The following is a 22588-nucleotide window of genomic DNA, read 5'->3' as shown; positions in this document are numbered from 1 at the left end:
CAAGGTGGATGTTGAATCACCGGAGAAGCTCGTCGTCACATCACAATCGATTCATCGATCACGGGACGTGCTCTAGCTTGGCGTGCCCGAGCAGGACCTGGATGATCCGGATGTCGGTGCCGTCCTCCAGCAGGTGGGTGGCGAAGCTGTGGCGCAGCGTGTGCGGCCCGACGCGCTTGGCGATGTCGGCCGCCTGCGCTGCCTCGACGACCACGCGATAGAGCTGGCGGGTGCTGATCGGCTTCATCGCATGCTGCCCCGGAAACAGCCAGCCGTCGCGGTGCATCACGCCCTGCTGGCGTCCGACCTTCCACCACTGGCGCAGCAACAAGAGCAGGTCTTGCGACAGCATGGCGTTCCGGTATCGCCCGCCCTTGCCGCGTTCGACACGTAGCAGCATGCGCTCACTATCGACGTCGGCGATCTTCAGCGTCGACACCTCCGCCACGCGCAGGCCCGCGCCATAAGCGACCGACAGCGCGGCCTGGTGCTTGAGGCAGGTGGTGGCATTGAGCAGCCGGGCGACCTCGTCGCGGCTCAGCACCACCGGCAGCGTGCGCGGGTGCGCCAGACGAACGAGCTTGCGCGCCAGATCGGGACGATCGACCGTATGCGTGAAGAAGAAGCGCAGCGCCGACACGATGCTGTTCATCGTGGGAACAGGAACGCCGTCCTCCTGCTGCTCGATCTGGAACCGACGCAGGTCGTCGGCGGTCGCTGTGTCTGGTGAACGCCCGAGGAACGTCGCCAGGCGTCCGATGTCGCGGAGATAGTTGCGCTGCGTCTCCCGTGAGAAACGCCGCATGTTCATGTCGTCGATCAGCCGCTGACGAAGTGGACTGAAAGGTGCATCAAGAACAGGATAGGGCATGGTCAGCCTCCTTGTTGAAGAAGCCCGCCATGCTCTGCCGCCGCCGAACAACGCTCAATGCAGGCGCGACGACCGGTCCCTGATCTCTACCTCAACCGCAGGCGCCCTCCCGCGCAGCGGGTTCGTTCTGCGGCCCAATGCGGTCATTTCGGAACATGCGAAGCCGACTAAGTGGCGATTGGAAATCAATAGCACTGCGCCGCAGCGTTCGTGGTTTGTGCCTCGAAAGTCGCATAAAAGGCAGTGTGGAACGCGTCAGCCGAGCTGTGCCGGGTCCCACCCATCATACCATCACAGCCAGTCCCAGGAGAAGATCTGAGGTCTGAGGACGGGAAGTCGCCAACGGTTCGGGCGCAAGCTACAGTCTTTGTATGAAGCTACGCCTGCATACTCGATATCAAAACTCGGCCGGTCAGCTAGTCGAGGCCGACTTCCGTCAGCCACATGCCAAAACCGCCGTCTTCGCGGTTGAGCGGCATTGCCACAGAATCGGCCGGCACGAATGCCCCATTTGTCATCGCGGCCTTACCAATCCCTATTGGCCGAATTATCCGCTTGGCGGCACGGGGCTACGCCTCCACGCCTTTGAGAGAGAGGACCAGGGTCATGGGATTCTTCGGCGAAGCTGCGAACCCGTAATGTTCATAAAAGGCTTTGGCCTCGTCCGAAATGGCATGAACAAGAATGCCGCGTATGCCTAGAATGGCAGCGGCCTGACCGGTCCTCAAAACCGCATCCTGTAAGAGCGCGGCACCTAGTCCTCTTCCCTGCCAGTTCAAATCGACTGCGAGTCTTCCCAGGATAGCCATCGGCACCGGGTCGGGCATGTTTCGGCGAATGGCACCCGGCGCTTCGGCAAGATCAAGTCCTCCTGACGAAAGACAATAATAGCCGACGACGCGCGTAGCTTCTGCTACGACGTAGGTGCGCGAAGCACCACTGATCTGGTTGGCCTGGGCGCGGCGGCGGAGCCATTGATCGAGGCTCTCGGTGCCGCTCTGAAAAAGCTCGAGGTTGTGATTGTCGGCGAGTAGGGCAGGCGCCGAGATCACTAGCCCTGCCAAGGCTTGGGCACGTTCATCAAGCGTGCGAAGGCTTCACCGCTGGGCGGCCGGTCCAGAACGTCGAGATAATGGCGATAGCTGTCTGCGTCGACCTTAATCAGAGTCTGGTCGAGCAGAGTGTCTTCGGCGGCCCGATACGCCGCATCAATCATAAATTCTGAGCGGGTTTTGCCGCGAATTTTTGCCGCCCGGTCGATCAGGATACGCACTTCCTCGCGGATGCGCAGATTGACGGGCTTGGCGTGATTATCGGTCGTGGTCTTGCTCATGGGCGACTCCTTCACCCCAATATAACACATTCGCATACACATTGTGTATCTAATTATGCGAAAGGCAGATCGCGCCGTCATGGCACCCCTCGAACGGAATAAGCACGATAGAACCACTTCCCGTGGCGTCCGCAGTCAGGCGCGGCTCGATGAAGTCGAAAGGCTTGTACCCGCTGCAAATGCGCCAGATCGAAATCACCTTCCGGAATTCCGCTCTCGGCGCGTGCCAGCACGAAGAGTGATCGAGCTTCAGCAGACACCTACAGCGCCCTACCCGGTGCAGCTGTCAGCGTCGGCTTCGCCATTCTTCGATAAAGCAAAGTCCTTCTTTGTCGTTTGCTTTTGATCACAAGGCTGAGTCGTCATAAAAATGGCCTCTACAACGCATTTCGTAGATTGACACGAGAAGCAAAATCGCCTGTCTTCTAATAGGGTGGAGATCAGCTCTTCGGCGTCTATTCTTATCAAAGTATCCATTTTGCCGACTGCAGTAGGGGGGATTCGGAATGGCATCGCGTCACAAGCCGCGCCGGTCGCATATTTCCGGAAGAGAAGGCGTTCGAGCGCGAGCGCGCCGCATTGCGCGCAAACGGACACACGACAACTTTGCCAAAGTTCTGAGCGGCTACGACAATGTGGGTACACCTTCTGGCCCTTATACCGGAATTCAAATTCTCGATGAGAATGCGCGGCATCAAGCCAACGACGATGAGAATCGGGCTGATTTTGCCGGCAGCTTCTCGAAGGGACTGAAGCATTCGCTCCTCGCCGGCGGCACAGGCTTCGTCGATCCTGCGAGGTACCATGAGTTTCGCGAGGCAATAACGACCATCCTGAACGCCGCGCGGCTCGACCCGACGCTGGCAGATCCCGCGAGCGTCGAAGCAATCGATCAGCTTGAGCGAGCGCCAAACAACGCACGGCCCTTTGTCAATCCGCTGGCCGGCGTCGATACGGAATTGGAAGGCGTCGATACCCTGGATATCGCCACTCCCAAAGCGCCAGCGTTCAATGGCGATCTAGCTGCCGTCGAAATGGTCGAACTCTATTGGATGGCGCTGCTCCGCGATCATCCGTTCGATACATGGACGCAAGCGGGACATGCTGCCAAAGCGCTTGCTGACGCAGCCGTCGCAGAGCTTGACGCACTCAATCAACAGCTGAACAATCCGCCAAACAACGAGCAACCACGCCCGTTTGCCCTGCACTACGTTTCCGAGGGCAATTGGTCTCCTGATGTCACGGCGGCGCGCCTGTTCCGGGGCTCCGCGCCCGGCAACGAGATGGGGCCGTATCTATCGCAGTTTCTCATACGCGATGTCCCGTTCGGCACCATCGATTTCGAGCAGAAGCAGATCGTTCTGAAACGGGACTCCAGTGGCAACCATATCGATTACATGATCGATCCGAGTCATTGGCACGCCGTGCAGGAAGGCGGCCCGAATCCGGCCTCACCGGCAAGCGCAAACCCGAAGCGCTCGGATTTGGAAGATGTCGCCAAGGACCCGGCCGGCATGCCGCTGCCCCTGCCACAGCAAAATCGACGGCACATCACGACCTTGCGTGATCTGGCTCACTATGTGCATTTCGACGCCCTGCACGAGGCCTATTTCAATGCAGCCCTTATTCTGAACGGCATTCAAGAGGCGCGGTTGAGCACCACCAACATTTATGAGCGCCCGTTCCGAAAGATGATTCAGCAGGGTTTCGGCTCGTTCGGCGGTCCGCACGTCCTGGTTCTTCTGACCGAAGTCGCCACGCGCGCCCTGAAGGCCGTCTGGCACTCGAAGTGGTTTGTTCACCGGCGACTGCGGCCTGAAGCGCTTGGAGCGCGCGCACACCTCGCTAAAACGAACTCGGCCCATGCGATGCTCGTCGACGGCAAGCTCCTGAACTCCGACGCCTTGCAGCGCGTGTATGCCAAGAGCGGAAGCACGTCCTACCTTCTGCCGATGGCTTTTCCTGAAGGCAGTCCCATGCATCCAGCCTACGGCGCGGGCCATGCCACCGTTGCAGGCGCGTGCGTCACTGTGTTGAAAGCGATGTTCGAACCTCGAATCGAGCTACCGGAACTCTTTGCCGTACTCGAAGACGGTGCCGGCGGCACCAGACTTGAGAAGCGTCCGAATGCTGCCGCGCTCACCGTTGGAGGAGAACTGAACAAGCTTGCCGCCAATGTCGCGATCGGGCGCAATGCGGCCGGCGTGCACTACCGCAGCGACTACACAAAGTCGCTAGCCCTCGGCGAGGCTGTCGCGGTCGCGATGCTGCAGGAGCTTGTCCACACATTCGTCGAGGCAGAAGACGGTATTCCGGTATGGTCGCTTCCAACCTTCGACGGCTACTGGATCGCCATCAACGCCAAAGGCGCGATAAGCCGCACTGCGCCGCCTCCGCTAGCCGCGCCCCGTGGACGTGCCGATCTATTCCTCGGCTAATATGAGTTCGCGTTGGCCAATTGCCATGCACACTTTACTCACTGGACCTGAAGGCTTGAAATTTTCTGTCCCAGGCCGGTGCGGTCAATGCGTCGCTGACGCGGCCATCAACCGTTCGCGCGCAAGGCCGGCGAGCAGAGGCTGAGGTAGCAGATCGATGAAGGCGCCATAAATGGCATTCCACTTGTCGGTGCCGCTGTTCGATGCAAAGCGTTTGCGAGCAAAGCCCTGACGGTTCACTGGGCGAAGATAGATCGAATTGATGCCATACTCCGTAAAAGTCTCGACGATGGCGTCGAGATCAGGGGGCCGGTCGGGATCAATAGCGCCGAAGTTCGATGACTTCCAAAACGGTCGACAGCAGTCTGCAGATTTCCAAAAAACTGCTCAGTTTTTTCAGCGGTTTTCGTTCGCTGTCGCTGATGGGTGACGCGATCGCCGTCGATCGATGTGCTGATGAACGTATCCTCGGCGTCGAGAAAAGCCCATTCTGCGGGTCCAAGGCTCTGCAAATTTGTGCACACCACAAACTCTGCCTTGGAAAACCGTCCGCGGGCAAACGAACGGAGGCGCTCCAGAAGATCGATCCGCAACAGTGGCTCGCCACCTTGAAACTCAACCTTGACTTCAGAGCAATCCAGTCCACCGAGAAACTCTAAGACGGCCTGCACGGTCTCTTCGGTCCAGTCGTAGCCCCGAGCTCGCTCATCGGCTCGAGAGACTTGGCAATAATTGCACGCCAGATTGCATCGGAGCGTTGGGACAAGGATCAGGTAGCTTATGGGGCCTGGACAGCTTTGGCGGGCCGCCCAGCGGTAGGCAAAGCCGGTGTAGGACAGATCATCGATTTCGTCGAACGCGTGGCCATGCGACGAAGGAACGCGCTGTCCGCCTCCGAAAGATTATCCCTGGCATAACGCTCAAGAAACCGATCGTCCGTGCGGAAGAAGCCGCCTGCGTCATCCGCGAAATTTAGTCCGCCTGCCTTGTTGGGCCGGAATTTGAGCGGCCAGATGGTCATCGGGCGATCAGACCGTCGATAAGTGTGCGCCGCAGCGGAAGGCTTTCGACGTAGATTTGCTGGCGGTAGACGGCGTAGAAAATCTCCCGCTTCAAATCGGTTTCGTCCCGATCTCCTGTGGAGACGCTAACGCCAGTTTCAGTGACCGCGAACGTTGATTGCGGAAAAAGATAACTGAGGCGAGCAACAGCTGCGGCCAGATGGCCCCGGAACTGAGGCTCAATTTCGATGAGAAATGTGTTTGACATGTCGTTCGCCCGCCCTTTACCCCAGCTAACGACCTTACGGTAGAACGCGTCCAACGTGAAGTTAAAGACCAAGGGGTTCGAGGGGAAATGAACCGTTCGCAACCGTTCCTATTATCTCTTGTTCCGCCTCAAAGCGTTTTTGAAGGGCGCGGGCTCGTTGCGGTCGTTCAGGCCGGCAATTAGGGCCGCGGCATGTTTGCTTTCCTCGCCGCCAGTGCCATCTCCTGCCTCAGTCTTTTGGCGGTCGACGGCGACACAATAAAGTGCAACGGCGAGAGGATGCGGCTCCTCGGAAACGGGGAGCCGTTCAAGTCGGGCATCGACACACCGGAAATAGCGAATGCCAGATGCGCGAGAGAACGGCTGCTAGGCGAGCAGGCGAAGCTTCGCCTGGCAGAGCTCCTACGCATCGATGAAGTGTGGGTTGAGGACTCCGGTAGGAAGGATCGCTACAATCGCCCGCTGATTAGAATACGGCTGCCGAACGGCAAGACCGCCGGACAAACACTGATCGAGGAAGGCTATGCAGTCCGGTGGAAACCAGGAGAGCAGTATTCATGGTGCAATTGATTATCTGGATGCCGTTCGTCGCGATGGGGGTTTTGCGTGCACCGCAAGGCGACTTCGCATGAGCACGGGCGCCATGTTTCAATGAACCGCCAGACGATCGTCGTTGAGGGGCCTCTCGCGTTCCGGATGCGCCGGATCGCCTCCGCGCGCCGGGGCGAAACTGGCGTGCAGATAATGACCATCCCGCAAATGGCCGCCCGTTTGGCAGACGGGTTTACGCGACCTGCCCAATCTCAGGACCTCGACCCGGCAATCCGGGACGCGCTGGAAGCCGGCGGTTTCGCCGAGCTCGAAAGCATCCGGCAGCTTCCAGGCATGGCCCGCGCCGTCGAGCGGACGCTGTCCAAGATCTGGCACGCCGATCTGCCGCTGGAGCGCGCCGATCAAAGTGCCCGATTGGCCGATATTGCCGAGATCGAGCGGCGCGTCCGCGCAAACCTTCCCAAAGGCGTGCTGACACCTCGCGATCTTCGTGACGCGGCGCTCATCCGCCTGGACAACGCTCCGGCTGTGCTCGGGTCCGTGGAGCTTGACGGCGTTATCAGCATTACGCCGGTCTGGCGGCCTCTGCTAAAGGCTCTCAAAGAGGTGGTGCCACTCGCGTGGCGCAGTGCTGGTCAGACGGACATCAGCTGGTTCCCCGGCGAGCTCATCACCGACCAACGCCCAACAGCCTGCGCCATGGAGGTGGTGTCCTGCGCCAATCCTCGTGCTGAAGCGGTGGAGGCGCTCCGCTGGATGCGAGAGCTCATCGCATCCGGCCAGGCGAAGCCCGAAGAGATCGCGATCTGTGCCACCTCAATGGAAGAATGGGACGAGCACTTTCTGGTCCTTGCAGCGGATTCCGACCTGCCGCTGCATTTTTCGCATGGGGTGCCGGCCCTGGCGTCGCGTGAAGGTCAAGCGTGCGCGGCGCTTGCGGACGTTCTGTTGAATGGCCTCAGCCAGGATCGCGTGCGCCGGCTCTTCAGTCACGCGGCGGGCCGAAGCTGCGCCTTGCAAGACTTGCCGCGTAGTTGGGCGCTTGGAGTGCAAGCTGGCGCCGCGCTCTTCGAACTCGACCAATGGCTACGCGCGCTGGACGAAGCGAGCCGTCTTCGAACCGACGGTGTCGATCCGACGTCGATCCTAATCCCCGTCCTGGAACTGCTTGCTCAAGGCCCGGACGCAGCTGAGCAGGCGGGCGTGATGCTACTGGAAACACCCGCTCGCGCGCTCTGGCGCGAGGCGCTACGGCGGGCTCCTCCCGAGGCGCTGGAATTTTCCTTGCAGCAGCTGCGCTTGCCTGACGGTCGCGATGCGGGCGCCTGTGCCGTGTGGTGCCCGGCTAATCATCTCGCCGCTGCACCTCGACCTTGGGTACGCCTCCTCGGCGTGACCACACGTTCATGGCCGCGCCGCGTTGCTGAAGATCCGCTGATCCCAAGCCATGTTTTGTCCCATGGCATACTCGATCCTGATCCGGTCACCATGCAGGACCGGCGCGCTTTCCAAATAATCACCGCCCGCGCCTCCGGGGGCTGCGTGCTGTCGAGAAGCCGCCGCAACACCCAAGGCGGCCTCCTCTCAGCCAGTCCGCTCATACCGAAAGGGGCCGGCGTTAAAGCGCTTAAGCGGGCGCGAATCCCGTCTCACGCGTTCAGCGAGGCCGATCGGCTGCTCGCCCGATTGGACGAAGCCGCGACCTCGCCGGCGCTGACGGCGGCTAACGCGTGCTGGCGCGACTGGCGGAGCCCGGCGATCACCGCCCATGATGGCCGGGTGAGGGCGGATCATCCTTTCATTGCGCGTGCCATAGGCAGAATTCAATCTGCGACATCACTGCGCCTCATGTTCCGCGATCCGCTCGCTTTCGTATGGCGCTACGCGTTGGGCTGGCGGACAGTCGCCGAAGACGATCAACCACTGACGCTCGATGCCCGTGGCTATGGCGATCTCGTGCACGAACTGCTCAAGCGGACCGTCGATACACTCGAGCCCAGACCAGGCTATTCCCGCGCCACGCAGCACGAGATCGACGTCGCCCTGACAGAGGCGGTGACGACAGTCAGTACGGAATGGCCGCTCAAGCGATCCGTGCCGCCTTTGCTGCTGTGGCGGCACACAGTGGACGCTGCTGCCCAGCTAGCGCTCAGAGCTTTGACGCTCGACGAGGCGTTCCAGCCGGGCACCCGTAGCTGGACCGAACTGACGTTCGGCGACACCGACAGTGCATTCGCCGCGGCGGGCGATCTTCCCTGGGATCCGACCGCGCCGGTTGAAATCACCGGAACCAAAGTTCGGGTCAAGGGCAGCATCGATCGGCTCGATCTCACCGCCGCGCGAAACGCCGTTCGCGTGTCGGACTATAAGACGGGTGTCGAGCCAAAGAGGGCCGATCAGATCGTGCTCGGGGGTGGCGCCGAACTCCAGCGCGTCATCTATGCGATGGCTGCGCGCCAGCTCCTACCGGATAACCCGCGCGTCGTCGCCCGCTTGATCTATCTCGGCGACGCAGAGCCGCGGGTCTACAAACTTCCAGACGTCGACCAGGCCATCGCGGAGATTGCCGCTCATGTGGAGGCGGCCGGCGTCCTTTTGCGGCAAGGCAGGGCCTTGCCCGGTCCGGACGCCCGCGAGAACTGCAATGACTTCCGGCTGGCGCTTCCCGCATCGCCGACATTGTATTTTCAGGTCAAGCAGGCCGCACTCAGCCGCGCCTTCGATGATTTTGCGCGGGTCTGGAGCTGCCGATGACCCAACTGGCCGACAGTTCTGCGCGCCGGCGTGCCCTGACCGATCTCGACTCGACGCTGCTCGTTGAAGCGGCGGCCGGGACCGGCAAAACCGCCTTGATGGCGGGACGGCTTACGATGCTGCTTGCGCGAGGCGTTGCACCCAGCGAGATCGCTGCTATCACCTTCACCACGCTAGCGGCGAGCGAACTGGCCGCGCGTGTCCACCGCTACGTCAATGAGCTTTTGGCAGGACGCGTGCCGGAGCCGTTGCGGGACGCGCTGCCCGACGGACTCGACGAGGCTCAGCGGCGCGCCCTGTCGAGCGCTGCTGCCAAGTTCGATGAGCTGACCGTTGCTACGATCCATGCCTTCTGTCAGACGATCATCTCAAGCTACGCGGTCGAGGCCGATATTGATCCCGGCGCGCAGATTCTTGACGCCGCTCAGGCCGCCGCTGCCTTTGACGCCATATTCGAGCAGTGGCTCAAACGGCGGCTCAACAGTCCGGAGCGGCCATCCGATCCGATCGCCGTCTTGTCACGGGACGATCCCCGCGGCGTCGTCGCTATCCTTCAACAACTCGCGCGCTTTCGTCTCAAGCATCGTGATGCACAGACGCTGCCTGCGGATCTGACCGGCCGTCCGGACATCGACCTAGTCGAGGCAGTCGCGGATTTCCGGCGCTGGATAGCTGGACAACCTGTGGAGCCCAAGACGCTTGAGGTGGTGGGTGAACTCGAAACGCTGGCGAACTTCTATGCCAGTAGCTTTGATCCGCCGCCCGACTTTCGCCGGCTCTGGGCGCTCGCCCATCCGACACGACTTTCCTGCATGCGAAGGAACACCTTCGATCTGATCCCGCCAAGGGGGAAATCGGCCTGGGAAAAGGTCGCCGGCAAGGATTTGGGCGACCGGCTGAAGGAGGAAGCCGGCAAGAATTTCGACCGGGTCGACCACTGCTACCGGATGGTGCTCGGCCGCGTCGCCACGGCACTTGTCGCAAGCCTTTCGGCCGAGCTCGACGAGGTGCTTGACGACTACGCCGCCTTCAAGCGGGCGGCCGCCGTACTCGATTTCGATGATCTTCTGGAACGAGCGCGGGCCCTGGTCCGAGATCACGATCCCGTGCGCCGTGCTCTCGGCGCTCGCTGCCGCCACATCTTCGTGGACGAATTCCAGGACACCGATCCCATTCAATCCGAAATCCTGTTTCTGATCGCCGCTGAAGACCGCGCACCGCAATGGCAGGACAGCGTCTTGAGGCCCGGGTCGCTCTTTATGGTCGGCGACCCGAAACAGGCGATTTATCGGTTCCGCGGCGCGGATGTCGGATCTTATGCGCGGGCCCGGTCCGCAATCGCTCGGCAGTGGCCGGAGAACATCGTCCAGATCACCGCGAATTTCCGCTCCCGACCGGACATTCTTACCTATGTGAACCGGTGTTTCGAGACGCCACTTTCTGGTGCCGGGCAACCTGGCTATGTGCCGCTCGCGGCGACCGTCGATCCCGCCGCCCACGAGCTTCCGTGTGCGGCCAGGATAACCGTCGACGTGCCGCCCAATTCGCGGTCGGAGCACATCCGCGATGCCGAGGCGGAAGCCGTCGCTGAACTCTGCACACGGCTCGTCGGCAATCTGCACATTCGCGACGACGACGGCGTGATGGTTCCGCTCACCCCCGGCGGCATAGCCCTACTTGCGCCGACAGGCACCGAACTCTGGCGCTATGAACGGGCGCTGGAACAACGCGGCCTGCCGATGACGTCGCAAGCTGGCAAGGGTCTGTTTCGGCGTCAGGAAGTGCAAGATATGCTCGCCTTGGCCCGCGTGCTCGCGGACTCCGGCGACACTCTGGCATTCGGCGCGCTGATGCGCGGCCCGCTTGTCGGGCTGACGGAGGAAGAGCTTCTCGATATCACCGCAGCTTTGGCCCAGGACCCCGACCGGCCAGACTCTATTCCGCGTTTCTCGCTGTTGACGGACCCGACCGACGTCATCCATCCGAATGCGCGTCGGACACTTTCGATCCTGCAGGACCTGCGACGCAAATCGAGAGCGACGACACCGGCGCTGCTGCTCGCCGAGGCAGCGGAGCGGCTGGTTGTCGGCCCCGTTCTTGCCGCGCGCGAAGGCGATCGGAGTACTCGCGCAGCCGCGAACGTCGAAGCCTTTCTCGAACGGGCGCGGCCTTACGGCGTCCGGGGTCTCAAACGTTTCGTCCGCGACCTCAGCAGGGATTGGAGTGAGGGGGTTCCGTCCAACGAAGGACGGGTTGATGCCGAAGGCGACGCCATCGAGATCATCACAATCCACAGCGCGAAAGGACTGGAATGGCCGGTGGTGATTCCGGTGAACACTGCCACCTTGCTCCGCTCGCGCGAGCCGTTCGTACACCGGGCGGCGGATAACACGCTGCACTGGGTCATCGGCGACGTCGTCCCGCCCGATCTTCTGCTGGCGCTCGCCTCCGATGATGAGAGCCTTGCCCGTGAACGTGAGCGCCTTTGGTATGTGGCATGCACTCGCGCTCGCGAACTCCTCGTTGTGCCGGAGCTGCTGCAGGCGGAGCAGCGGTCCTGGGCGCGAATCGTCGACCTGGCGCACCATGACCTGCCGTTGCTGGACCTGTCGCGGTTGGAACCGGCAGCGCGATCTGCCGTGGCCGATTTGTCAAATGCACAGACGCAGGAAATTTTCCAGGCGGAGCGCGCCACTATCGCTGCCGCCGCCGTCCCGCTCATATGGCTTCGGCCGAGCAACCAGGATCCCGACCGGGTGCCTGTCACCGAGGCGATTGCGATCGACTCTGGCGACGCTCCTGAGATGGAGCTGCCGATCGGGGCAGGGCGTGTTCGAGGCCTCGTTTTGCACAAGCTGATGGAGGAGGTCCTGACTGGCGAGCTAGGTGAAGACCCTGCGGGGTTCGCCGATCGCGCCCGGGCGCTTATCGCGGCGCTGGTGGTCGACCGCGAAGATGGGGCCGGTCTTCCCGAAGCCGAGGAAATCGCCTCGACCGCCTGGCGAACCCTGCATCTTCCAGAGATCGCCGCCCTGCGACCGCGTCTCGTTCCAGAATGGCCGATCTACGCCTTGCTAGCCGATGCGAGCCAGCCCACAGCGCTTGCCGGCCGGATTGATGCCGTCGCATTGGAGGATGATCGCCCCGCGGTCATTCTCGATTGGAAGAGCGACATCGCCCCGACGGAGGAGGATATGAGAATTCACGCGGGCCAGCTCGCGGATTACTTGAGAACAACCGGGGCGGACCGCGGTGCATTGGTGTATATGACCTTGGGCTCTGTGCGGTGGGTGGAGGCTGGTATCCGCGCCGATCGGAGCCGATGATATCGTTAAATTCACGCCCTTCAACAAAGGCGACCTTTGTCTCCCGCACAGTGAATGGCCGCTTCGCGCCGCATTGGCATCGTTCAGCCGTCTGATTGCCACGTCCGTGCCAATCTTGGCATAGCCCCGGCGCTATTCGCTCGACTCGCCGGCGCATGCCGACCTGACAAAGTTGTGTCGCTCTGTACGGCTAAGCCTTTGTAGATGCCGTTTCTGCATCTGGCTTCCTGGACTGGAAGCTGCCGGTTGGCAAACAGTCAGAGCCCCTGGAATGCGGCCCGGCGGCATTGCGCGGCGTTCCGGCACGTTGGGGTCAGCTTCGTCGATTCTTGAATGCAGACATCGTTCCTGACGACACCGGGGCGCTGCAAGTTGAAAGCCGACGAGAGAAAGAGAGAAAGCGTGAGACCGCCATCCCGCGCAGCCGACAGTGACCCAGCTAACAGACTGGGGTTCGTGACGTAAGGGCATTGACTAAGGCTTGGTCAAGAATTCGACGCCGGCCTTCCCGAGGTTATCGATGAAGTCCTGAACGTTCTTAAAGCCTTTGCTATCCTGAGCGAACGAAAACTTGATGCGCTCCTTCGCCCGCGACAAAGCAACAAGGAAGACGCTTGCGTCATCGCTGCTCTTCCAGAAGGCGTCGTCGTTCAGCTCAATGAAGATGACGGTATGGAATTCCAGCCCCTTCGATTTGTGGATCGTCATCAATTTGACGACGCCGCGACCCTCGATCAAATCGATGCAGGCCTCCCAAGCTGGTTGCTGCCGGGCGCACTCGTCAAAGAAGTCGCAAAACGCACCTATGACCTCTGACAGGTATGTGCCGCTCTTGTACTCGTTGAATGCTCTTGAAAACTGCTGCTGCCTTGACGCCGGCATCACGATGTCGACAATTTCCCGACCGCGCACATCGGGGGCCTGCTTGCCATTTAGAACTGCGACAAGATCGTTCACCAACTGCTGAACAGCCCTGAGGCTGGAGGAACTGCCTCTCTCGGTGTTGATGTCGACGCCTTCCAGGTCGGCTAGCATGTCTCTGCAGGCCTGGAATGGATTTCCTACGCGGACGTTGGTCGCCATTTTGAGGGCAGCCATTATGAAATGGAAAGCTCGCTCTTTGACTAGATCCTGGATTTCTAGGCCCGCGATTTTCCGAGACTCGTTCCGGAGACGAATGCCGACTGCGGTGAAGTGCTTCTGAAGCCTTTGCTCGATGTCGTCTACTCTAATCCGTGCAAGCAGGACGAAGTCCTCGGGCTTGCGCATTTTGTCCGAAGCTAGCTCCGCCCTGATGAAGTTGGCGACATATTCAGCTTCCGACTCGCGGCTGACGAATACCCAGCCTTCGATAGCGTTGGGTGGTGGGATAGGATCGTTCGGCCTCGCCGCTTCCGCCTTCACCGGGTTCGCTTCAAACATCGACGCCACGGCGTTTATTAAGTCAACAATGGCCTGGTTGGAGCGAAAGTTGAGGAGCAGCTTGGAAGCAGTTGCGGTGAAGTCGACATTGAAGCGATTGAATATGTCTGGCAGTGCGCCAGCCCAGGCCATGATCGCCTGGTTGGTGTCGCCGACAGCCGTCAAGACCGCATCGCTGCCGATAAATGCCGTCTTGATCAACCTGTATTGGAGTTCGTTCACATCTTGGAATTCATCGAGGAAGACGTGCGAATAGGTTTGTCGAAGAGCGGAAAGGACGGTTTTCTGAGTCTCCAGTATTCGCACCGCCAACAACATCACCATTTCGAATGTGAGAGTCGAAGGCCCGTTTCGGCGGAGGCAATAGGCCCACCACTCGTCTCTAATACGGTCGCCCGCGTTCCCAAAAAGTTCGCCGGATGGGACCGAATGCACTAGCTTGTAGAGACCTGAGTCATTGTAGCTCATGACCCCAGGAATTTCTTTCGCCAGCGATTCCCGAAAGTCATCCCAAATGTTACGACTAGGAGAAAAAATACGGTAGTCTGGCGTGGGTCGAAAATCCCGCGGCAATGCTTCCAGGAACTGATCAAGCAATCTTTTCGAGAACCCGTGAAGAGTTTGGGATTCGAACCTAACCGCCAGCGAGGGATCGCACCTTGCCTCCACGCGCTCCTTGAGGTTTCGGGCCGCGTCGACCTTAAATGCGACCGCAAGAATTCGTCGAGGATGAGGACAGGCCCCTGTAGTCAGAAGGAAGTTCGCTCTTTGCGCCAACAGCTCTGTCTTCCCCGCGCCGGGCCCTGCGAGGATCGAGTTCGAGCTAATCGAGCGAACTATATCCAACGCCGTTCCCTCGATAGAAACTCCGTGGGACGGTCTCCAGTCTTGAGGGGACTGGTAGCTCATGGCGACACTCCCTTCTGACTGCGGGCCTCCGCCACAAGCGACTTAGCCTTGTCGATAAGGGCGCGCAGGGGTTCCGGGCATCTGTCCTTCAGCTCCGCTTTTGAAAGCCTGGAGAAAGCCAGGAGATGCGAGCCCGGCTTGGACGACGATTTGAAGAGCGCTCGGTAGATGTGGACCTGCTCTTCCGAGATCTTGTTTCCCGAGGCTTCGATTTCACGGAGAGCCTTGCCTTTCTCGCCGAATACGGCCTCCATCAACTTCTCTCGTTTCGTATCGTCATAGCATTCGGCGGCATAGGTTTGATCAGGAGTGTAAGCCGACGGAAACGCTTGGAGCATCATCATGTCCAAATCCACCGGGGCTGAGTAAAAGATTCCCCATTGTCGGAGCCACTGCACCCATCCCTGATATTTTTCAACCGTCAGCCCCTCGTTGCCGGGGATGCCTTCGGCGGTCGCTGGGACGGTGCTTTTCCCGTCCGCTGACAGGAACATTGGAACGTACTGAGACCCCAGCGCAGTGAGCCACGAAACGGCGTTCTTGAGCCGCCCGGTTCCGCCCCCGTGCCGGCCAAGATCGAAATCCAGGAGTGTAAGGTGCGGAATCTCGAGTCCATTCAACAGTCTCCACAGGTGTTGCGCATGGCGACCGCCGATGGAGACATATGCGATGAACGAGGGGTCAAGACTCGCATCGAAAGCCTCTGCAAGCTTCGGGATCACGATGCGCTCAGTATCTCCTTCGCCGATGATCACAAGCCGAGCGAAATAGATCTCCGGATTCGCCAGGATCACCTGTTGTATGAATTTGTCTTCTTCGGTGCTCTCCTTCGGCAGGGGAAGCGGCAGAGCTGTGCTGGTCAGAGCTTTCGGAGAACTCCTGAAGTACCGCACGTTTCGAGGAGGTACTCGACTGAGAATGCTCGTGGCGTGGCTCGTGACGACAGCTTGTGCGGATCCGGTCTTATTGAGATCCTCCAGAAGGGCTATTAGGCGAGGAAGATAGAAAGGTGAAAGGTGATTCTCCGGCTCCTCGAGCGCAAAGATCGTAATTGCGGGAGACGTGAAGTCCGATGGCCGAAAGCCGCCAAGGCTTTTGGGAAGGGCCTTCTGCATTTCCCACGTCAGCTTCTGATGTGTCGCAGCCAGGGCAAAATATAGAAGGGACGTTTGCCCTTCGCTAAGTTCGTCAAGGTGACGCTGGCCTCCACCAGGAGACTTGGTGAATCTGAGCGTCAGGTCGCGGATGAGCTTCTGAAACTCAGTCGCGACGACGCCTAGTCGTGGAATCCCATCGTAGTGCCCGTCATGCAGTGATTCCCAGAAGCCTGAGAGCATTTCGCTCACGTATTTCATCGCTTCGGTGGCGTTTAAATTCTGCTCAAGCTCGTCTGCGAATCCCTTTGACTTCGAACGTGTGTCATCAGTCCAGTCCGCCGAGCTTTCGAGGCGTTGAAGGAGATTTCGAAGCGCGGTCTGGCTCACACCTCGGGCGTCACGGTGAGCCGGGATGTAGATGACTTCAGCATATTGTGTCGGGCGGCCACGGAGTGGGCTCTTCCGTTCGTCATCGGCACCGAAAGGTACAGCGTCTAATGTCTTTACCGAGAATAGCTTCACTTCGAGATCGTCACCGGGGCTGTCGGCGCTCGAAAACTTGCACTCCAATCGAATCCTGACCTTTAGCGTGCTGTCGGCAGATGAAAAGAACAGGTCATTGAAAACGGTAGGGTATGCTGCGGCATTCGCGAACCCGAAGACGGCGTCAATTACGACTTTGCGCTCGATCTCTTTGAGTGTTTGAACATCCTCTCCGGGACCAAAATGAACGTCTGACCTCCGAATCTGGCGCTCGGACGAAATCGGAGAAAAGAGCCGTTTCAGGGCCTCGAGTGCAGCCGTCTTCCCAGATCCATTGTTCCCGACGAAAGCATTCGTACCTGGCTTGAGGGTGATAGTAATAGGGACTTGGCCAAAACAGCGAAAGTTTTGAAGCGTTAGGCTTTCTAGGTGCACAGCAGTATCCCGGCAAGAGAATCTCTACCCATGAGTGTCTCAGGCGTTTCAGAAAAGCAACTCGAACCTGTGATAAACTAGGTCGGCTGGTGTCTGCCACCACGCCAACGAGTTGGGAATACTTGGCATAGCGGCGATCCGTCCGTCCGCGTTCAAGCCTATCGCACTGTCCTATGACAGCCTTGGGCCGCTGCGTCCGCTATCGCCGTTCGAACTCTGTAAAGCTGCCCAGCCACTTCCGTGCCCTAATGCGATATATTTGTCCCCGGCTCGGAAAGGTCGCTCGTTGCGCACTGAGCCCATCACGAACGGCGAATGCGCAGCATTTACGCGAAGCCGCGATGGCGCTGTTCGAGGTTTGTTCGCCAAAAGTTGCATAACAGTGCATTAAGGAAAGATCCAGGACTGCTCGAACGCGGTCCTGGCGAAGGGCATTCGCTTTGGCGGCTTTGCTCGTGGGGTGGCGCGACCTGCTAGTCCCACGCGCCTCGTCGGCGCTAGTCACTTGCGGAGCGAGCGCAATCGGCAAGGTCTACGCTCCCGCGGCTCGGCACTCCGTCAATAGTACGACCGGATGTCACGCGACTGTGAGCTGGGAGTATTGGTTTACGCCTCGCGCTGTGCATCATACCCTCTTCGCGAAATCGGTGCGAAGAGCAAACCCGCTGATAATTCAGCCTGCTGGCCGGAATCACCGGGTCATGATGGAGGCCAACTGATGAATTTCGACAAAATTTCGGCCTGGGCTCCGGAGTGGTTGAGCGTCGTGAGGATCATGTCGGCGCTGCTGTTTCTGGAGCACGGAACTCAAAAGCTCTTCAATTTTCCGCCCGCTCCCGAGCCGATGCAACTGTCGGGGCTTATTGTGATCCAGGCATTGATCGAGCTGATCGGAGGCGCGCTGCTTGCCCTCGGACTCTTCACCCGGCCCGTCGCGTTCATTCTGTCCGGCAACATGGCGGTCGCCTATTTCATGGCGCATGCGCCGCAAAACTTCTTTCCGGTTGTCAACGAGGGCGACTCGTCGATCCTCTACTGCTTCATTTTCCTGTACTTCTTTTTCGCGGGAGGCGGCGCGTGGAGCGTCGATGCGGCCCGTCGCGGGACCGGCCTCGCGACGCCCTGAATAGGATCGCGAGGGAACCTCCTGGCGGCTTCCAGCGGGGCACGTTCCTGCAAGGGTGTCGAAGAGCATATGCTGTTGCCCTAGGGGAAATTGATAAGAAATTTCGGCTCCGCTGATCGTCGCTTTCGGGGCGCGCCAAACGGTCTCAAGAATGGCCGCTTGGGGGGATCGAGACCTTCGTCGTGGTCTGCGCAGATGCGGTAGAAACCGTGTTACCGGGTGAAAAAGGGCACCGCGACGAAAATGACAAGCCCGCCGAGCGCGAGGCGCGGCGGGCGGTCACGCGTCGCACCAAGCTGGGCGGGGGGCTTGGGGTACGCCTGGTGCGAGCAGACGACAGATCATTAGCAAGCCAACAGAGTGTAGTCTACCACCGCCGATGGAGAAGTCGGTCGCCCACGTGCGCTGACCGCCTTTGTCGATTATCAACGACGCGGCTCACCCATCCGCCCTTTTTGAGGGACCTCGGTGATCTTCCCACCAAATGACGTACATTGATCCGATCTTGATCACCGGCACGCGACGCTCCCGTTCGCGGGCGCGCAGCTCGCGATAGGTCTTCACCTTCAGCGTGCCCCCAGGCAGCCTGATGCGTAACGCCATGACCAATATCCTCAATGGCGGCAACCTACGCGCCCTTTGTGACGGAAGAGCAACTCAAGTTTTGCTGATTGGCCGATTCTGTATTCGTGAACGCCATGGATGCAGCCGCGAGATCGTGCTGTTGCTGACATTGTAGCGGCGGGCGGACCTGCTCCCTCGCCTCCCTGTGGTGGAACGAAGGGCACCGGAGGTCCTCGCGCGAGCCAGTTATCCGATCCCCCGCTCAGAAAGTTTTACCAAATTCCCGGCCTCGTGGTTGGAACCATTTCGTTTCGGGAGAGTTGCGACTGCCTGGGAAGGGACGTCCCGAACATGGCAAAGAGAAACAAAGAAGGCCATCGGTCTGTCTCCAAAGCAGTTCGGAAATTGATCCGTTCCGACGACAATCGTCGTCACATACACAGGCTCTTAAAGCTGACAGTCCAACCAGAACTACCGCCAACCTTACAGTCATTACTTGCGGCGATTGATCGGGCCAAACAGGGAAAGCCCCTAAGAATGCGCGGCTACCCTCGACCGAGATGTCGCCGGAACGCAAGCGGTCACGGAAAGCCGCCAGCGTCGCAATTTCATAGAGGCGCCGGTCGCGCTTGCCTTCCCCGAAGATCAGTTTGGGGGCCCGCTCGCTGAGGTGAGCGACCGGCACACGGTCGGGAAGCACACGCCGGCCGTCTGGTATGCGCACTGTTCATAGGGCGTTAGATTCGCTGGGTCGTGGCGATGATCAACTCGATGTCCTTTTTGAAGTCGGTGACGACGCGGGCGGCTAATCTCGTCGCCGAACTCGGCCTGCGCGAAATCACCGGCAGGGGACGCTACCGGGCATGGGGGGATCTTCCAATAGCTCCCATGCGTGCGGAAAGATCGTCTGCCACGCCGGCGGTGCGACCGGCATGACCGTGCTGTTGCCGGGTCGTTTGGTCTTGGCAGTGTTGCGGCCAGGGCGGCGGTGAGTCTCGTCCCGCACCGGTCAGAGTGTAGCCGTTGTCCCGCGAGTGACGTCGTGGCGTCACCGCTCCTGACGGCCCTAATCGCGACCGTGCTTTCCCGGCTTGCAAATCATTGACGGGAGGGCATTGTCTGCCCCCTTCCGCCCCACACCGGAGAATTCAACAGGTCGCGGCCCGATTTCGATCAATGGAGTTGCCCATGTCCTATTCCGGCAAAGATTACGCTGTGCCCGAAACCGCAGCGGCCGCGGTCGACGCCGTCGCCAACGTCGTCAGCGCGATCCGGGACTCCATAGGCTACAGCATTGAGGAACTGGCGCTGACATGCGGACTGGCGGTCAAGGAGATCGCCGACCTCGAAAGCGGCATCGACGCCGACCCGATCAAGCTCCGTCGCATTGCCGCCGCCCTGAGATTGCCGGAAGGCGCCTTGCTTCGATAGCCGGCCCAAAGGGGTCGGTGACGTGCTCGTAGCTCAGTTGGATAGAGTTCCAGATTTCGAATCTGGCGGTTGCAGGTTCAAGCCCTGCCGAGCGCACCACCTATTTGAAAATCACCGCTGCCATTATCCTATCTGGCATCGAAATGGTCCACATGATGTGCAAACGACAGGCGAGGTACGCCAATCCGAACCTTTCTCTTGCTGAGCAGTTCGAATTCCGCGAACTTCCCTGACTAGGTGAAAAATTTGCACGGAGCCTAAAAAACGGCAGGGACGCGCGGAATGAAAACTTGATGGCGGGCAAGAAGAAAGCTCCAGAGAGCGAGAGCGATCGGGATGACCAATCGCGGCCGTCATTTGGCCGCAGCGGCAGGGCGGCAGGTGAACTCGCCGTCGCGCTGCGCCAGGATTTTTCCGCGGCGGCACATAATGCAGCGCGGAAACTGTCGGCGGCGGCAGCACGGCTACGGGCGAGGGTGGGGGAAACCGACATTTCGCGGCTGGAAGCCCGGCTCGGATCCATTGCGGGTTCGATCAGGGGGCTGCCGGGGACGATGACGCCGCTCGCGGAGCGGTGGCGCGGCTTTCGGGCGGCAAGCGAAAGCGGCCGGCCGGCGGGCGCGGGCAGACGGCGGTTGACGTGGTTCAGGGCGCTGGCGCTCGCCTCGATCGCCGGGCTGGCGCTGGCCGTCGGGCTTTTCTACTGGGCGCTGCGCGACGTTCCGTGGCAGGAGATCGCCGAAGGATCGCTGAAGCCGGTGGTGGTGCTGGAAAGCGCCGACGGCACGCCGATCGTGCAGCAGGGGCCGTTTCAGGGCGGCTACGCCAAGCGCGAGGAATTTCCGCCGCATCTCATCGACGCCGTGCTGGCGATCGAGGACCGGCGGTTCTATGAGCATTACGGCATTGATTTTCGCGGCGTCGGGCGGGCGATCTGGCGCAATCTGCGCGCCGGCGAGGTCGTCGAGGGCGGCAGCACCATCACGCAGCAATTGATAAAAATCCTCTATCTGGAGAGCGACCGGACGTTCAAACGCAAGTTCCAGGAACTGGTCATCGCCTTCTGGCTGGAGGGCAAGTTCGGCAAGGACGAGATCCTTACGCGCTATCTCAACAACATCTATCTCGGCGCCGGCGCGACCGGCGTGCCGGCGGCGGCGCGGGTCTATTTCGACAAGGCGGTCAACGAGCTCGATCTGCGAGAATCAGCGCTGCTGGCCGGCATCATCCGGGCACCGTCGCAGCTCAACCCGCTGACCAATCCGCAGGGTGCCGCCGAGCGCACCTCGGTCGTGCTCGACGTGCTGGTGGAGAACGGCAAGCTCGAGGCGGCGGGCGCGGCGGCGGCCAAGGCGGAATTCGCCACGCTGCATCCGACGCGGCCCGCCGAGCGCGCCGGCAGCTGGTTTTCCGACTGGGTGATCCAGGACGCGCGCGAGATCGCCGGGCCGTATCGCGGCACGATCAAGGTGCGCACGACGATCATTCCAAGGCTTCAGGCGCTGGCGGAAAAGGCGGTCAAGGACGCGCTAGACGCCGAGGGACAGCAGGCCAACGCATCGCAGGCGGCGCTGGTCGCGATGACGCCGGACGGCGCGGTGGTGGCGATGGTCGGCGGCCGCGACTACGGCAAGAGCGAGTTCAACCGGGCGGTCACCGCGATGCGGCAGCCGGGCTCGACCTTCAAGCTATTCGTGCTTTACGCAGCGCTCAAGTCCGGTCTGTCGCCGCGCGACCGCGTCGAGGACCGGCCGATCGAGATCGCCGGCTGGGCGCCGGAAAATTTTGGCGGCGAATATAATGGCCGCGTCTCGATCGCCGAAGCGTTCGTGCGGTCGCTGAACGCGGCGATGGTCAATCTCGCGCAGGAGGTCGGCATCAAGAATGTCGCGGCGGCGGCGCGCGAACTCGGCATCGACGCCAAGCTGGCCGAGACGCCGGCGCTGGCGCTGGGCGCATCCGAGGTGAACCTGCTCGACATTACCGGCACCTTTGCTTCGGTGCGGGCGGGCGTCGCGCCGATCGAGCCATGGGGCATTATCTCGTTTCAAAGCGAGGGCCAGCCGCAGGCTTTTCGCGTCGGCCCGTCAAAACAGCCGGACGTGGATCTGAGCGCCGTTCAACGCGACCTCGTCGGGTTGCTGCAGCTGGTCGTGGCGCGCGGCACGGGCAAGGAAGCGGCGATCGACGGTTTTGCCGCGGGCAAGACCGGCACCAGCCAGAACCACCGTGACGCCTGGTTCATCGGCTTCAGCGAGCCACTGGTTGCCGGCGTGTGGATCGGCAACGACGACGATTCGCCGATGAACAAGATGACCGGCGGAAAACTGCCGGCGGCGATCTGGCGAAACTTCATGTCGGCGGCACTTGCCGATGCGGCCGGCGAGCCCCAAGGCGAGGCCGTGACAGCATCGGCGGATGCGGATGCGCCGGTTGCATGCAATGTGCGCGCTTGTTCCCGGTCCTACCGCTCGTTCAGGGCCGAGGATTGTACTTTCCAGCCCTATCGCGGGCCACGGAGGCTTTGCGAAAAATAGGGTCCTGGCCTTCTTCACGCGATGGCGTGTGAACCGGCGCC

At 60.6% G+C, this 22588-nt stretch carries 16 protein-coding genes, 1 tRNA gene and 2 pseudogenes; 11 read left to right on the top strand and 8 right to left on the bottom strand.

Annotated features, from left to right (window positions below):
- Positions 1–58: 58 nt before the first annotated feature.
- From AC0L2A_RS30965 to AC0L2A_RS30955, 3 genes are all read right to left on the bottom strand, one after another.
- Complete coding sequence (locus AC0L2A_RS30965; RefSeq protein ID WP_473612026.1) at positions 59–871, bottom strand: tyrosine-type recombinase/integrase; 813 nt, start codon at positions 869–871, stop codon at positions 59–61.
- 569 nt (positions 872–1440) lie between these two features.
- A complete protein-coding gene (locus AC0L2A_RS30960; protein WP_473612024.1) occupies positions 1441–1923 on the bottom strand; it encodes a GNAT family N-acetyltransferase in 483 nt (160 codons plus the stop codon).
- Positions 1923–2204: a type II toxin-antitoxin system TacA family antitoxin gene (locus tag AC0L2A_RS30955; RefSeq protein WP_473612023.1), complete on the bottom strand. Its 282-nt coding sequence runs from the start codon at positions 2202–2204 to the stop codon at positions 1923–1925. The genes AC0L2A_RS30960 and AC0L2A_RS30955 overlap by 1 nt, the downstream gene beginning before the upstream one ends.
- A gap of 506 nt (positions 2205–2710) precedes the next feature.
- Between AC0L2A_RS30955 and AC0L2A_RS30950 the strand changes: the two genes are divergently transcribed.
- On the top strand, positions 2711–4642 hold the full coding sequence (locus tag AC0L2A_RS30950) for a vanadium-dependent haloperoxidase (protein ID WP_473612022.1): 1932 nt from the start codon (positions 2711–2713) through the stop codon (positions 4640–4642).
- 236 nt (positions 4643–4878) lie between these two features.
- On the opposite strand, the gene AC0L2A_RS30945 is transcribed toward AC0L2A_RS30950, so the two are convergent.
- Positions 4879–5385, bottom strand: coding sequence for a hypothetical protein (locus AC0L2A_RS30945; RefSeq protein ID WP_473612028.1), 507 nt, complete (start codon positions 5383–5385; stop codon positions 4879–4881).
- Positions 5386–5659: 274 nt separating this feature from the next.
- On the bottom strand, positions 5660–5911 hold the full coding sequence (locus tag AC0L2A_RS30940) for a hypothetical protein (protein ID WP_473612020.1): 252 nt from the start codon (positions 5909–5911) through the stop codon (positions 5660–5662).
- 192 nt (positions 5912–6103) lie between these two features.
- On the opposite strand from AC0L2A_RS30940, the gene AC0L2A_RS30935 reads away from it, so the two are divergent.
- The 3 genes from AC0L2A_RS30935 (at position 6104) to AC0L2A_RS30925 (ending at position 12543) form a co-directional block, all read left to right on the top strand.
- Positions 6104–6481: a thermonuclease family protein gene (locus AC0L2A_RS30935; protein WP_473612019.1), complete on the top strand. Its 378-nt coding sequence runs from the start codon at positions 6104–6106 to the stop codon at positions 6479–6481.
- Between the two features lie 81 nt (positions 6482–6562).
- Entirely contained in the window at positions 6563–9217 is a 2655-nt protein-coding gene (locus tag AC0L2A_RS30930) for a PD-(D/E)XK nuclease family protein (protein ID WP_473612018.1), read from the top strand.
- A complete protein-coding gene (locus tag AC0L2A_RS30925; protein WP_473612016.1) occupies positions 9214–12543 on the top strand; it encodes a UvrD-helicase domain-containing protein in 3330 nt (1109 codons plus the stop codon). The genes AC0L2A_RS30930 and AC0L2A_RS30925 overlap by 4 nt, the downstream gene beginning before the upstream one ends.
- Positions 12544–13017: 474 nt before the next feature.
- On the opposite strand, the gene AC0L2A_RS30920 is transcribed toward AC0L2A_RS30925, so the two are convergent.
- Both AC0L2A_RS30920 and AC0L2A_RS30915 read right to left on the bottom strand, forming a co-directional pair.
- Positions 13018–14874 carry a UvrD-helicase domain-containing protein gene (locus AC0L2A_RS30920; RefSeq protein ID WP_473612015.1) on the bottom strand — a complete coding sequence of 619 codons (1857 nt, stop codon included), beginning with the start codon at positions 14872–14874 and terminating at the stop codon, positions 13018–13020.
- Positions 14871–16889, bottom strand: a complete 2019-nt coding sequence (locus AC0L2A_RS30915) for an ATP-dependent nuclease (protein WP_473612014.1) — start codon at positions 16887–16889, stop codon at positions 14871–14873. Before AC0L2A_RS30915 ends, AC0L2A_RS30920 begins: the two co-directional genes overlap by 4 nt.
- A gap of 715 nt (positions 16890–17604) precedes the next feature.
- On the opposite strand from AC0L2A_RS30915, the gene AC0L2A_RS30910 reads away from it, so the two are divergent.
- Positions 17605–18015, top strand: a complete 411-nt coding sequence (locus tag AC0L2A_RS30910) for a DoxX family protein (RefSeq protein WP_473612027.1) — start codon at positions 17605–17607, stop codon at positions 18013–18015.
- Between the two features lie 438 nt (positions 18016–18453).
- Here the strand turns inward: AC0L2A_RS30910 and AC0L2A_RS30905 are convergent, their stop codons facing one another.
- Positions 18454–18618 carry a hypothetical protein gene (locus tag AC0L2A_RS30905; RefSeq protein WP_473612012.1) on the bottom strand — a complete coding sequence of 55 codons (165 nt, stop codon included), beginning with the start codon at positions 18616–18618 and terminating at the stop codon, positions 18454–18456.
- Between AC0L2A_RS30905 and AC0L2A_RS30900 the strand changes: the two genes are divergently transcribed.
- The 6 genes and pseudogenes from AC0L2A_RS30900 (at position 18617) to AC0L2A_RS30875 (ending at position 22547) form a co-directional block, all read left to right on the top strand.
- A complete protein-coding gene (locus tag AC0L2A_RS30900; RefSeq protein ID WP_473612011.1) occupies positions 18617–18754 on the top strand; it encodes a hypothetical protein in 138 nt (45 codons plus the stop codon). The genes AC0L2A_RS30905 and AC0L2A_RS30900 overlap by 2 nt on opposite strands.
- Before the next feature lie 614 nt (positions 18755–19368).
- A pseudogene (locus AC0L2A_RS30895) lies at positions 19369–19455 on the top strand (helix-turn-helix domain-containing protein); the annotation flags it as partial.
- Positions 19456–19767: 312 nt separating this feature from the next.
- Positions 19768–20010: a helix-turn-helix domain-containing protein gene (locus tag AC0L2A_RS30890; protein ID WP_473612010.1), complete on the top strand. Its 243-nt coding sequence runs from the start codon at positions 19768–19770 to the stop codon at positions 20008–20010.
- A gap of 22 nt (positions 20011–20032) precedes the next feature.
- Positions 20033–20109: transfer RNA gene (locus AC0L2A_RS30885), tRNA-Arg, on the top strand.
- Between the two features lie 29 nt (positions 20110–20138).
- Positions 20139–20243: pseudogene (locus tag AC0L2A_RS30880) on the top strand (IS6 family transposase); the annotation flags it as partial.
- A gap of 60 nt (positions 20244–20303) precedes the next feature.
- Positions 20304–22547, top strand: coding sequence for a PBP1A family penicillin-binding protein (locus tag AC0L2A_RS30875; protein WP_473612008.1), 2244 nt, complete (start codon positions 20304–20306; stop codon positions 22545–22547).
- Positions 22548–22588: the final 41 nt, after the last annotated feature.

Source organism: Mesorhizobium sp. WSM4844 (assembly GCF_055811775.1).
This window is presented reverse-complemented; position numbering and strand designations above follow the sequence as displayed.